Annotated in this window: 11 protein-coding genes; all 11 read right to left on the bottom strand. The window is 67.1% G+C overall.

The window, feature by feature from the left end:
• Window positions 1-3: 3 nt before the first annotated feature.
• The 11 genes from mraZ to dapF all read right to left on the bottom strand — a co-directional run bounded on the left by mraZ (window position 4) and on the right by dapF (window position 11,895).
• The gene (gene mraZ / locus BP68_RS05825; RefSeq protein WP_496369671.1) at window positions 4-432 is read right to left on the bottom strand and encodes a division/cell wall cluster transcriptional repressor MraZ; all 429 of its coding nucleotides are present in this window, start codon (window positions 430-432) and stop codon (window positions 4-6) included.
• 265 nt (window positions 433-697) lie between these two features.
• Window positions 698-2,017, bottom strand: a complete 1,320-nt coding sequence (hslU, locus tag BP68_RS05820) for an ATP-dependent protease ATPase subunit HslU (protein ID WP_496369670.1) — start codon at window positions 2,015-2,017, stop codon at window positions 698-700.
• An 89-nt stretch (window positions 2,018-2,106) separates the two neighbouring features.
• Window positions 2,107-2,652 carry an ATP-dependent protease subunit HslV gene (hslV, locus tag BP68_RS05815; RefSeq protein WP_496369669.1) on the bottom strand — a complete coding sequence of 182 codons (546 nt, stop codon included), beginning with the start codon at window positions 2,650-2,652 and terminating at the stop codon, window positions 2,107-2,109.
• Between the two features lie 91 nt (window positions 2,653-2,743).
• Window positions 2,744-4,561: an STAS domain-containing protein gene (locus BP68_RS05810; protein WP_496369668.1), complete on the bottom strand. Its 1,818-nt coding sequence runs from the start codon at window positions 4,559-4,561 to the stop codon at window positions 2,744-2,746.
• Window positions 4,562-4,621: 60 nt separating this feature from the next.
• A complete protein-coding gene (dksA, locus tag BP68_RS05805; RefSeq protein ID WP_496369667.1) occupies window positions 4,622-5,113 on the bottom strand; it encodes an RNA polymerase-binding protein DksA in 492 nt (163 codons plus the stop codon).
• 367 nt (window positions 5,114-5,480) lie between these two features.
• Complete coding sequence (locus tag BP68_RS05800; RefSeq protein ID WP_496369666.1) at window positions 5,481-6,590, bottom strand: CobW family GTP-binding protein; 1,110 nt, start codon at window positions 6,588-6,590, stop codon at window positions 5,481-5,483.
• A 583-nt stretch (window positions 6,591-7,173) separates the two neighbouring features.
• On the bottom strand, window positions 7,174-7,893 hold the full coding sequence (locus BP68_RS05795; RefSeq protein ID WP_496369665.1) for an Ig-like domain-containing protein: 720 nt from the start codon (window positions 7,891-7,893) through the stop codon (window positions 7,174-7,176).
• Window positions 7,890-9,002, bottom strand: coding sequence for a midcut-by-XrtH protein (locus BP68_RS05790; protein ID WP_496369664.1), 1,113 nt, complete (start codon window positions 9,000-9,002; stop codon window positions 7,890-7,892). The genes BP68_RS05795 and BP68_RS05790 overlap by 4 nt, the downstream gene beginning before the upstream one ends.
• A 247-nt stretch (window positions 9,003-9,249) precedes the next feature.
• On the bottom strand, window positions 9,250-10,224 hold the full coding sequence (locus BP68_RS05785; protein ID WP_496369663.1) for a tyrosine recombinase XerC: 975 nt from the start codon (window positions 10,222-10,224) through the stop codon (window positions 9,250-9,252).
• Window positions 10,225-10,324: 100 nt separating this feature from the next.
• On the bottom strand, window positions 10,325-11,020 hold the full coding sequence (locus tag BP68_RS05780; RefSeq protein ID WP_496369662.1) for a DUF484 family protein: 696 nt from the start codon (window positions 11,018-11,020) through the stop codon (window positions 10,325-10,327).
• The gene (dapF, locus tag BP68_RS05775) at window positions 11,017-11,895 is read right to left on the bottom strand and encodes a diaminopimelate epimerase (protein ID WP_496369661.1); all 879 of its coding nucleotides are present in this window, start codon (window positions 11,893-11,895) and stop codon (window positions 11,017-11,019) included. The genes BP68_RS05780 and dapF overlap by 4 nt, the downstream gene beginning before the upstream one ends.
• Between the last annotated feature and the right edge of the window lie 34 nt (window positions 11,896-11,929).

Below are 11,929 nucleotides of genomic sequence, written 5' to 3'. Positions count from 1 at the left end.
TCCTTAAAAAGAGAAGTCCTTGAAGACGTCGGGCATGTCGGCCTGCATGGCCGCAGCCTCCTTGGCCTCGTAGGTCGCCTTGTCCCAGAGTTCGAAGTGATTGCCCATGCCCAGCAAGATGGCGTCCTTGGACAGGCCGGCCGCCTCGCGCAGTTCGGGCGAGACCAGCACCCGGCCCGTGCCGTCCATCTCCACGTCCATCGCATTGCCCAGGAAGATGCGCTTCCACCACTGGGCGGACATGGGCAGTTGGGCGATGCGCTCGCGGAACTTTTCCCACTCGGGGCGGGGAAAGACCATCAGGCAGCCGTCGGGGTGCTTGGTGACGGTCAGTTGGCCGCTGGCCTGCTCCGCGAGGGCGTCACGATGCCGGGTCGGCACAGACAGCCGCCCCTTTGCATCCAGACTCAGCGATGACGCCCCTTGAAACACGGATGGAGACCTCTGCTTGATGATGCCGCTTCCAACGCCCCGGGACAGGGGTCAGATGGCACTTTTCACCACTTAATTGCACTTTTTTGCACTGTAGCAGGAAAAGAACACCAGGCAAGGGGTCGCGCTACAAAATTTTGCAATGAAATCAAGGACTTAGCGCCGAATCTGGAGGTGAGAAACGGGCAAAATTCCTTATTGATTAAGTACTTAGGTGCAGGTATGCAAGTGATTTCTGAAGGCTTGACGGGGCCGCTACCAAATATCACAGGATGTATCTGGACAGATCCTCATCCTGGCTCAGGGACTGCAGCCGCGCGTTCACGTAGTCCGCATCCACCACCACCGTCTGGTCCGCCAGCCTCGTCGCGTCGAAGCTCACCTCGTCCAGCAGGCGCTCCATCACCGTGGACAGGCGGCGCGCGCCGATGTTCTCGGTGCGCTCGTTGACCTCGTAGGCGATGTGCGCCAGGCGCGTGATGCCTTCGGGGCGGAACTCCAGCGCCACCCCTTCGGTGGCGAGCAGCGCCTGGTACTGCTTGACCAGCGAGGCATGGGTCTGCGTGAGGATGGCCTCGAAGTCCTGCACCGACAGCGAGCCCAGCTCCACGCGGATCGGGAAGCGCCCCTGCAGCTCGGGAATCAGGTCGCTGGGCTTGGCCAGGTGGAAGGCGCCCGAGGCGATGAACAGAATGTGGTCGGTCTTGACCATGCCGTACTTGGTGGACACCGTCGTGCCCTCCACCAGCGGCAGCAGGTCGCGCTGCACGCCCTGGCGCGAGACGTCGGCGCCGCTGGATTCCTGGCGCGCCGCCACCTTGTCGATCTCGTCGATGAAGACGATGCCATTCTGCTCGGCGTTCGCCAGCGCGCGGTTCCTGACCTCTTCCTCGTTAACCAGCTTGGCCGCCTCTTCGTCGGTCAGCAGCCTGAGCGCCTCGGCGATCTTGAGCTTGCGCGTCTTGCGCCGCTCCTGCCCCATCTGGCTGAACATGCCGCGCAGCTGCTCGGCCATTTCCTCCATGCCCTGCGGGCCCATCACCTCCAGGCGCGGCGCGGCGTCGGCCAGGTCGACCTCGATGTCCTTGTCGTCGAGCTGGCCCTCGCGCAGCTTCTTGCGGAACACCTGGCGCGCCGCGCTGTCGGCCGCGGGCTCGCCGGCGCTGCGCGCCTGCGGAATCAGCACGTCGAGGATGCGCTCCTCGGCCGCATCCTCGGCGCGTGCGCGCACCTTCTTCATGTCGGCTTCGCGCGTCTGCTTCACGGCCACCTCGACCAGGTCGCGGACGATGGAGTCCACGTCCTTGCCCACATAGCCCACCTCGGTGAACTTGGTGGCCTCGACCTTGATGAAGGGCGCGTCCGCCAGACGCGCCAGGCGCCGGGCGATTTCGGTCTTGCCCACGCCCGTGGGACCGATCATCAGAATGTTCTTGGGCGTGATCTCCTGGCGCAGGCCGGCGTCCACCTGCTGGCGGCGCCAGCGGTTGCGCAGAGCGATCGCCACGGCGCGCTTGGCGCCGGACTGGCCGACGATGTGCCTGTCGAGTTCGGAGACGATTTCCTGGGGGGTCATGGAGGACATGCTGCGGCCTGCCTGTCTTTATGAGTCAAATCAGCTTCTGGCGCTTTATGAATAAGCGCAAACAGCTATTAAAATAATAGCAAACAAGACTACAGTGTCTCGATGGTGTGGTGCATGTTGGTGTAGATGCACAACTCGCCGGCGATCTCCAGCGACTTCTTGACGATCTCGGCGGCCGGCAGATCGGTGTTGTTCAGCAGCGCCTTGGCGGCCGAATGCGCATAGGCACCGCCCGAGCCAATGGCGACGATGCCCTGCTCGGGCTCCAGCACGTCGCCGTTGCCGGTGATGATGAGCGAGGCGGAATGGTCCGCCACGGCCAGCATGGCCTCCAGGCGGCGCAGCACGCGGTCGGTGCGCCATTCCTTGGTGAGCTCGATGGCCGCGCGCGTCAACTGGCCCTGGTGCTTTTCCAGCTTGGCCTCGAAGCGCTCGAACAGCGTGAAGGCATCGGCCGTGGCGCCCGCGAAGCCCGCCAGCACCTTGCCGCCATAGAGCTTGCGCACCTTGCGCGCCGAGCCCTTGACGACGATGTTGCCCAGGGTGACCTGGCCGTCGCCGCCAATGGCGACCTGGATGCCGTCCGCCGTCTGGCGCCGGACGCTGAGAATGGTGGTGCCGTGGTACTGTTCCATGGGGATGGCATATGGGGGCGGCTGCGCCCATTGCAAGCGGGGCCCGGCAACCTTACCGGGGCCTGCGCATGCGGCGCCGGCTGCCGGGCCGTCAGTTCTTGCGCGGCACCACCCAGGCGTGCTCGTTGACGCCGATCACGTTGAAGAACACCGCCACCAGGCGGTGCAGATTGGTGAACTGCACCACATGGCCCTGCGCCTGCTGCTCGGCCGCCCAGTTCAGCACCGAGCCCACGGCGGCGAAGTCGATGCGGATCAGCCGGTCGCAGGCCACGATCAGCGGCACGCCGGGACGCACCAGGGCCTCCAGGGGCTCCAGCGCCGGCGTGGCGTCGCCCTCGATATGGCCTTCGAGCGCCGCGACGGGGCCCTCGTGCCCCCCCGCGGGCTGCGACAGCGCGAAGCCGGACATGTGCAGATCGCTGTCGGGCGCATCCTGCACGGCGGCGGGCTGCGCGCCATCGTCGCCGCTGTAGCCGCAGGCGGGCGGCGCCCAGGAGGGTGGCGAAACCTCGTACGTCACGCAGTAGTCGAGGGCCACGAGCTCGAACTCGTCGGGCAGCCCCATCATGCGCAGCACGGCCATGCGCAGGCGCCACCACTGCGGATCGGCCCCGCGGTCGCCCGACTGGGTGTGGGCCTGCAGCACCGCTTGTAGCGCGCGCACGCCCACGAACTTGATCTGCACATCGCTTTCGGCCCAATGCTCGACCAGCTCGGCCAGGGCGGACACGGCGGGCGGCTCGATGTCGGTCAGGCGCGTCCAGGTCAGCGTCCACGGCGGCGCGGAGCGCGCCAGCGAGGCCTGCAGCGCGGCCACCGACTGCTGGGTGAGCGTGGGCTGCGCATTCCAGCTCAGCTCGCGCTGCGGCACGGCGGGCGCGGCAGCCTCCGGGGCCGCCGCGTGCAGGCCCAGTTGCTCGGGCAGGGAGAACCACAGCGGCGCCGAGCGGCCGAAGCGCGCGGCGTAGTCGATGGCCAGCACGTCGAACTGCGCCTGCTGCCCGATGGCACGGTACAGGTCGAACAGCGTCATCCAGATGTCGTGCTGCTGCTGCGGATCGTCCCGCTGGTGCTGGGCCAGCACGTCCTTCAGGCCCGATTCCGCGCCGGCATAGTCGCCGTTGGCGAAACGGATCGCGGCCTCTTCAAGATCGGGTTCGTGCACGAATTTCTCCAGTTTCGGCGCCGCATCCTGCGCATCCTGCGCGCGGGATGCCGGCGCCCCGATGCCATCCAGGCCATCATCGGCAAACAAGGGGGCCACCAGCGGCGCCCTGTCGAGCGCGGCGGGCAGGCTCAGCGGCGCGGTGGGTGCGAAGGCACGCGCATGCTCCCCCGCCAACCCGCTGGAGGCCAGGGCCGCGGCAATGGCGGCCGACGCGGGCGCGGGCTGGATGCCGCCCACGGGCGCATGCGCGGGAATGACCGGCATGGCCGCCGCCGGGCGCACAGGCGCCGGCGGCATGGGCTGGGTGGGCGCCGCGGCCGCAGCGCCCGGCACAGCGGACGCGGGGAGCACGGACGCAGCCTCGCCACCGCCCTTGCTCTTCCACCACTGCTGGGACATCTGGGCCTCGATCTCGTCGATCTTCTTGAGCGTGACGGCCCGGTCGTCGGGCGAGGTCATGCTGGTCTGGAAGAACGAGGTGCGCCCCGTGGGGTCGTCGACGCGCTGGCCCTGCAGGACCTCGCGCTGGCGCAGCTTGCGCAGCTGATCGAACTCGCGGCGGCGCACGAAGTCATTGCGCCGCTTGCGCTCAATCATCTCCTTGAGCATCTGCTTGCTGTACTGGCTCTCGCGGTCGGCTTCCACCGCGTCGAGATCCGACCAGTTGACGGTGGGGTTGCGCACGAACCTCACCATCTTGGACAGCAGGCCGCCGGAAGAGGTTTCTTCCTTGCTCATGGTGTGCGGCCGTGCGCGCGCAGCCCTGTGCCTTGCATGCGGAAACCTTCGCCTGGGCGCTCAGTCGCCAAACATCTTCTGCTTGAGCTCACGGCGCTGCTGGGCTTCCAGCGACAGCGTGGCCGTGGGGCGCGCCAGCAGGCGGCCCACGCCGATGGGCTCGCCCGTCTCGTCGCAGTAGCCATAGTCGCCGGAGTCGATGCGGGCGATGGACTGCTCGATCTTCTTGAGCAGCTTGCGCTCGCGGTCGCGGGTGCGCAGTTCCAAGGCGTGCTCTTCCTCGATGGTGGCGCGGTCGGCCGGATCGGGGACGACCACGGTGTCCTCGCGCAGGTGCTCGGTGGTTTCACCGGCGTTGTTGTGCATGTCCTGCTTGAGCTGAACCAGCTTGTGGCGGAAGAACGCCATCTGCTTGTCGTTCATGTACTCGCTCTCGGGCATGGCCAGCACTTCGGCGTCCGACAGTTCTTCGGCGGACTTGGTTTTCCAATTGTTGGCCAGCTTGGGGTCTTTCTTGGCGGCCGCCACAGAGGTTTGCAGGGTCGTAGTCATAGTTTGAATAAAGCTGGCGGCAGAGGCGGCGGGCGCCCCCTTCTGTGCTGTTGATGGTACGTTCAATTGCCCGGAACCGGAAGGAGAAGGCCGAGGAGGGTGCGCGGTTACCGGCGCGGGCTTGACGCCTGCGCGCGGCGCCTTGGCCGCGGCCTTGGCTTTGCTGGATTCGGCTTTCACTTCCTGTCTCCTCGCAATTCGGGCGATTCCGGCCGCCCATGGTGAGATGAACGGCGCGGTGCGGGTGGCATGCCTTGGGGCGTTTTCGCCGGGGCGCGATTGTATAGACCTGCGCCGGCAATGGCCAAAACGTTGTGGATACCACACAGGCGCAGTGCACTTTGCCGGCGCACCGCGCACCGCGGGCTCACACCAGGCACTGCTCCAGCCCCTGCAGCAGGATGTCCTGGGGCAGGTCGATGCCGATGAAGACCATCTTGCTCTGGCGCGGCTCGCCCTCGGCCCATTGCGGCCCCAGGTCGCTGCCCATGAGCTGGTGCACGCCCTGGAAGATCACCTTGCGGTCCGTGCCCTGCATGTGCAGCACGCCCTTGTAGCGCAGCATGCGCGGGCCGTAGATGTTGACGATGGCGCCCAGGAAGTCCTCGAGCTTGGCGGGGTCGAAGGCCTTGTCGGCACGGTAGACGAAGCTCTTCACATCGTCGTCGTGGTGATGGTGGTGCGGGTGCTTGCAATGCTCGCCATGTTCGTGGTCGTGGCCGCAGTGCTCGCCGTGCTGGTGGCCGTGATCATGGCCATGCGCGTGCCCATGCTCGCAGTGGCCATGGTCGTGGTCGCAATCGGCATGGTCATGGTCGTCTTCCTTGAGGAAGTCGGGGTCGATGTCGAGCTTGGCGTTCAGGTTGAAACCGCGCAGGTCGAACACCTCGGACAGCGGCACCTCGCCGAAATGCACGGCGCGGATGGGCGCGCGCGGGTTCATGTGCTTGAGGCGGTGGATCAGGTCTTCCTTCTCGCCCTCGCCCACCAGGTCGGTCTTGGACAGGAAGATCTGGTCGGCAAAGCCCACCTGGCGGCGCGCCTCCTGGCGGTCGTCGAGCTGCTGGTGGGCATGCTTGGCGTCCACCAGGGTGATGATGGAGTCGATGAGATAGGTCTCGGCGATCTCGTCGTCCATGAAGAAGGTCTGCGCCACCGGGCCGGGGTCGGCCAGGCCCGTGGTCTCGATGACCACGCGGTCGAACTCCACCAGCCCCTTGCGGCGCTTGGCGGCCAGCAGTTGCAGGGTTTCGCGCAGATCCTCGCGGATGGTGCAGCAGATGCAGCCGTTGCTCATCTGCACGATCTGCTCCTTGGATTCGGTGCGCAGGATGTCCGTGTCGATGTTCTCTTCGCCAAATTCGTTTTCGATCACGGCGATCTTCTGGCCGTGCATCTCGGACAGCACGCGCTTGAGCAAGGTGGTTTTGCCCGAGCCGAGGAAGCCGGTGAGGATGGTGGTGGGGATCAGGGACATGGAGTGCTTTCCGTCAGTGCGAATGCAAAGCGGCGGCCAGGGGACCGCCGCGGAAGAAACTGGTTTTCAGTGTAGCGAGCCTGTCAAGACCTTCGCGCGGGTGGCGTCATGCCTGCTTGCGCATCACGACCAAGCCCTTGAGGCATGCCCCGCCGGGATACGCCAGAACCATCGGATGGCCTGGCCAATGCGGGACGCGCCATGCGCCACGCACCAGCCATTGTTTCCCATAAAAACCAGCTCCAGCACCCAAGGAATAGGCGCAAGCAGCTATAAAAAGAGAAGCATTCCGCACACCACTCCGCCCCGAGCGCGAATGAACGGCTGCGGGCGAAATGCCCTCCAGGCAGCAAGCAGCCTGCCATCGTGCGATTCGACGTACGCCGTCTCGCCGCTGCCGTCAGCGCTCCTGGCAGCAGCGGCCTCCACGATCCGAGCAGGGCGACACGCCTTGCGGGGCGCAGGCGCATGGCTTCCGTGCCGCCGTTGTCGCGGCGAAGGCGCATCCCGCCGCCCCCAGCATGCCGGGGGGCTCCGCGCGCTCCGGGGACAGCAGCATCGCGATCATCTCGGCCGGCTCCTCTCAGGGCGTTACCGTGACATACACCACGGCGCTTGCCGTGCCACCGTTGCCATCGTGAATGCTGTAAGTGAACGAGCCCACCCCCACGAAGTTGTTCGCCGGCGTGAAATACAGCTTGCCGCCGATCACGGCCAAACTGCCATTGACGACGGCACTTGTGGCAAACACCGCAAGGCTGTCTCCGTCCACGTCGGTGTCATTGGATGTCAGTGCGGCCAAGGCAATCTCGACAGTGGTGTTCTGCGGCGTGGTCATGTTGTCGTCCACCGCCACGGGCGACCGATTGGCGAGTGCCACCGTGATGTCGACGGTAACGGTGTTCCCGTCGTTGGTGCCATCGTTCGCCCGGTAGCTGAAACCATCCGCAGGGTTTGCACTGCCGTTATGGACATAGCTGAAGGTGCCATTGGGGTTCAGTGTGAGCGTGCCATGGCTGGGCACTGTCACAAGAATCGCTTGTAGTGCATCGCCGTCAGCATCGGTATCGTTGGCCAGCACACTGGTGGCACCACTGACGAGCACGGTCGCCGTACCACCTTGGGACAGTGCAATCTGGTCTGCCACGGCCACAGGGGCCTGGTTGGCCACCACCACGGTGACGGCCACCGTGGCGGTAGCGGTGGCGCCCCGACCGTCTGACACGGTGTACGTGAAGCTGTCAGAACCGTCATATCCGGCGTTGGGCGTGTAGATGGGATTGCCCGTGACGGCGTCGATCACCACGGAACCACGCCCCCCCCCTGGGTGACCGCTGTCACGGTCAGCGCATCCCCGTCGGGATCGGTGTCATTCCCACGCACGCTCACCACGGCAGAACCTCCAGAAGGGACCGCGACCGTATCGTTTTGGGCCACAGGCGCGCGGTTGTGCGCCTGCACGGCGATCGTCAGTGTGCTGGTTGCTCCTGTGTGGGTTCGGTAGGTAATGACCGTGGGACTGGTGGAGCCATAGGGGGCGGCAGCGGCAAAGGTGTACGCGCCGCTGGCGTGAATGACCAAGCGGCCCCAGCCGGGCACGTCGGTGGTCGTTCCCGCAAGCACCGTACTGCCATGCGCCACATAACTCGCCACCAGTAGCGGGGCATCGGCATCCGCGTCATTGCTCAGCACATTTCCACTGACCGAGCCACCGGGAGCCACGTTGTCCGTGTCCGCCACCAGACTGCTGGGCTGGTGCCCCAGCACGGTAGCGGCAGCCGCGGCGCACAGCTGTGCCACATCGACCCGGCACACGCCATTCGGCCCCAGCGTCGATCCGACCGTGCAAGCGGCGCCAGGGCTTGCGGGCGTGGTGGGCAAAGGCGTGGGAATACCCAAGGGGAAACAGGTATTCCAGGTGGGCTGCGTGATGCGGATCACGCCCAGCGGACGCCCCGCACGATTGGTGTACTCCACCGGCACAAAGCCCAACGGAGAACCATCGGGTGCCATGCCCGTGGCCTGCACGGGGATGGCTTGCGTTTCTCCTGCGGGCTGCGTGAAATCCCGCTGCACTGCCGCCAACTGCGCTTGAACGGCGCTCCCGAAGATCGCCACGCCACCCAGGCCCAGTCCCATGACCGCCAGAACACAAGAGCGAAGCAGGGCGCTGGCAATCAGCCCCTTGCGTGCCAGCCAGGCCACGCCAGCACACACCCCCACCGACGCAATCGCCAGGGCCCACGGTGCATCTACAGGAATCGACGGGGTCGCGGCCAGTGGCCCCACGGTCACCGCTTGCGCGGCCACCTTCTGCGGCAGCAAGGAAACCGCCCCCGTGATCCAGGCAGCCGTCCGAATCACACCATGGAGCCCGTAGCCACCTGCGTTTTTTCTCCTCGAATGCGTCATACATATTGCTTTCAAGAAACATCCGCTCCCACACAGGAACTTCCGACAGAACAAAAAATTTTGATGCGCCACCCCACCACGGGCATCGCGCCATTAGCGCGCCACGGCATGGTTCACAACGCCGGCTCCGACCGAAGCTTTTGATTACAAAGAAAACCGATGGACTCGTCTATCCCTGAAATTGGGTAATTTGCCGGCACCGCCGCCGCCCTCCTCGTGCCCGCCCAGCGGCACACGCGAGGCTGGCCTATTCGGGCTTGCGCTTGGCCCGCGGGTGGGCCGCGTCGTACACCTGCGCCAGGTGCTGGAAGTCCAGCCGCGTGTAGACCTGGGTGGTGGTGATGTTGGCGTGGCCCAGCAGCTCCTGCACGGCGCGCAGGTCGCCGCTCGATTGCAGCAAATGGCTGGCGAACGAGTGGCGCAGCATGTGCGGGTGCACCGGCGTGGTCAGCCCGGCGAGCTGGCTGCGCTGGCGCAGGCGCAGCCAGACGGACTGCGCGGTCAGCCGCGCGCCGCGCCGGCCGACGAACAGCGCGCCCTCCAGCCGCGGCGAGGCCGCGCCGCCAAAGGGCTGGTCGCGCAGCGCCAGCCAGTCCTGCAGCGCCTGGGCGGCGGCGCGGCCCACGGGCACGCTGCGGCGCTTGGCGCCCTTGCCGAAGACATGGGCCTCGCCCGCCTGCAGATCGATCCAGCCGCGCCCCTGCTGGTGCGCCGCCGGGCTGGGCGCCAGGTCCAGGCCCACCAGTTCGCCCACGCGCAGGCCGCAGCCGTAGAGCAGTTCTACGATGGCGGCGTCGCGCGCCTCCAGCCAGGGGTCGGCGCCGGCCTGCTCATGCTCGGCCAGGCGCACCGCGTCGTCCACGGGCAGGGCCTTGGGCAGGGGCTTGGGCGCCTTGGGCGCGCGCACGTCCTGCACCGGGTTGTGCGCCACCAGGCCCTGGCGCGCGGCCCAGGCATAGAAGCCGCGCCAGCCCGACAGGATCAGCGCGATGCCGCGCCCGCTGCGCCCGCCCGCGTGCATCTGCGCCACGAAGCGGCGGATGTGGGCGCCGGTCAGGCGCAGCAGCGGCAGCTCCACGCCCGCGGCGAAGGCGGCCAGGCGCTCCAGGTCCAGTGTGTAAAGCGTGAGCGTGCGCGCGGCCAGGCGCTTTTCCACGCGCACATGCTCCAGGTACTGCAGCGCCTCGGGCGGCAGGGACGGGGCGGCCGGCGGCGTGCTCACGGGCTCTCAAAAATCAGAGCTGGCCGCGCTTGCATCCATTGGGTTTCAGCATGAAAACCCATTGAAACCCTGTAGGGACAAGCGCAGGCAGCTCACTTTTTTAGCGCAGGCGCGCGAGCGCGGAGCTGGCCAGCTCGGCCATGCGCGAGAGGAATTCGGTGCCCATGGTGGCCTCGAAGCGGTGCGGGTCGTGCGAGCCCAGCACCAGCAGCCCGAAGGCCGGCTGGTCGGCGCTGTCGATCGCGCCCTCGCGCAGCGGCAGCAGGGCCAGCGACTGCACCTCGCCCGCCTGCGGCAGCCAGGCCGTGGCCTCGAAGCCCAGGTTGGGGCCGCAAAACGGCATGGTGAGCGACGAGGCAAAGGAGCGCACGTCCTCGCTCACGGGCTGCGTGGCGACGAGGCCGGCGTGCCCGGGCGCCACGTTCCACACGCGCAGGGCCACCTGCGGCACGTCGAACAGCGTGCGCATGCCGTTTTCCACGGCGCGCGGCAGGCGGGCCGCGTCGCGCACGGCGGCGATCTCGCGCGCCCACTGGTGGATCTTGTGGGCGATGGCGGTGTTCTCGTTGCTGTGGCGCACCATCTCCATCACGCGGTGCTCCAGGCCCTTGATCTTCTCGCGCAGCATCTCGGCCTGGCGCTCGTGCAGGCTCACGGCGCGCTGGCCGTGCGGGCTGGTGATGGTGACGCTGGCCAGCAGCTCGGCATGGCGCTCGAAGAAGCCCGGCGTGTTGGCCAGGAACTGCGCGATGTCGTCTTCGGTGATGGGGGAAACAGAGGAGGTGGAAGAGGTCATACAGCGTCCGGAATGTCGATCTGGCCTTCAAAGACCGTGGTGGCGGGGCCGGTCATGAACACCGGGTCCTGCGGCCCGCCGGCCCAGTCGATGGTCAGCAGGCCGCCGCGCGTGTGCACCTGCACGCGCGCGTCCAGCAGCCCCAGGCGGATGCCCGCGACCACGGCCGCGCAGGCGCCGGTGCCGCAGGCCAGGGTCTCGCCGGCGCCGCGCTCGTACACGCGCAGGCGCACCTCGGCGCGGTTCACCACCTGCAGGTAGCCGGCGTTCACGCGCTGGGGAAAGCGCGCATGGCGCTCGATGAGCGGACCGGTCTGCGCCACGGGCGCGGTGTCCACGTCCTCCACCAGCTGCACGGCGTGCGGGTTGCCCATGGACACGACCGCTATCATTACAGTAGCTTGCTGCGCTTGCCCATCAAGCGCCAGCGGCCATTTTTGCCCCATGCCCTGCGGCACGGGCTGCAGGCCCGCGGTGTCGAACGGCACGCGCGCGGGCTCCAGTTCGGGCCGGCCCATGTCCACCGTCACGCGGCCGTCGGGGTTCAGCCGCGGCGCAATCACGCCGGCCATGGTCTGCACGCGGATGGTGTCCCGGTCCGTCAGGCCCTTGTCGCGCACGTAGCGTGCGAAGCAGCGTGCGCCGTTGCCGCACTGCTCCACCTGGCCGCCGTCGGCGTTGTGGATCACGTATTCGAAGTCGATGCCCGCGCCGGGCGAGGGGCGCACGGTGAGGATCTGGTCGGCGCCCACGCCGAAATGGCGGTCGGCCAGGAAGCGGTACTGCGCGGGCGTGAGCCCCAGGCGCCCCTGGGTTTCGTCAAGCACCACGAAGTCGTTGCCTGCGCCCTGCATCTTGGTGAAGCGGATGTGCATGGCGCGATTATCCGCCGCGCCCGGGCGTCGCCCC

The organism is Diaphorobacter oryzae DSM 22780 (assembly GCF_059568935.1).
Note: the sequence above shows the minus strand (reverse complement) of the source record. Positions and strands in the feature narration are given on the sequence as shown.

Excerpts from the sequence above, each read along its gene's own strand:
- hslU (WP_496369670.1), bottom strand. The coding sequence starts at position 2,017 with ATGTCCTCCATGACCCCCCAGGAAATCGTCTCCGAACTCGACAGGCAC.
- BP68_RS05780 (WP_496369662.1), bottom strand. The coding sequence starts at position 11,020 with ATGACCTCTTCCACCTCCTCTGTTTCCCCCATCACCGAAGACGACATC.
- dapF (WP_496369661.1), bottom strand. The coding sequence starts at position 11,895 with ATGCACATCCGCTTCACCAAGATGCAGGGCGCAGGCAACGACTTCGTG.
- BP68_RS05800 (WP_496369666.1), bottom strand. The coding sequence starts at position 6,590 with ATGTCCCTGATCCCCACCACCATCCTCACCGGCTTCCTCGGCTCGGGC.
- BP68_RS05790 (WP_496369664.1), bottom strand. The coding sequence starts at position 9,002 with ATGACGCATTCGAGGAGAAAAAACGCAGGTGGCTACGGGCTCCATGGT.
- dksA (WP_496369667.1), bottom strand. The coding sequence starts at position 5,113 with ATGACTACGACCCTGCAAACCTCTGTGGCGGCCGCCAAGAAAGACCCC.
- BP68_RS05810 (WP_496369668.1), bottom strand. The coding sequence starts at position 4,561 with ATGAGCAAGGAAGAAACCTCTTCCGGCGGCCTGCTGTCCAAGATGGTG.
- hslV (WP_496369669.1), bottom strand. The coding sequence starts at position 2,652 with ATGGAACAGTACCACGGCACCACCATTCTCAGCGTCCGGCGCCAGACG.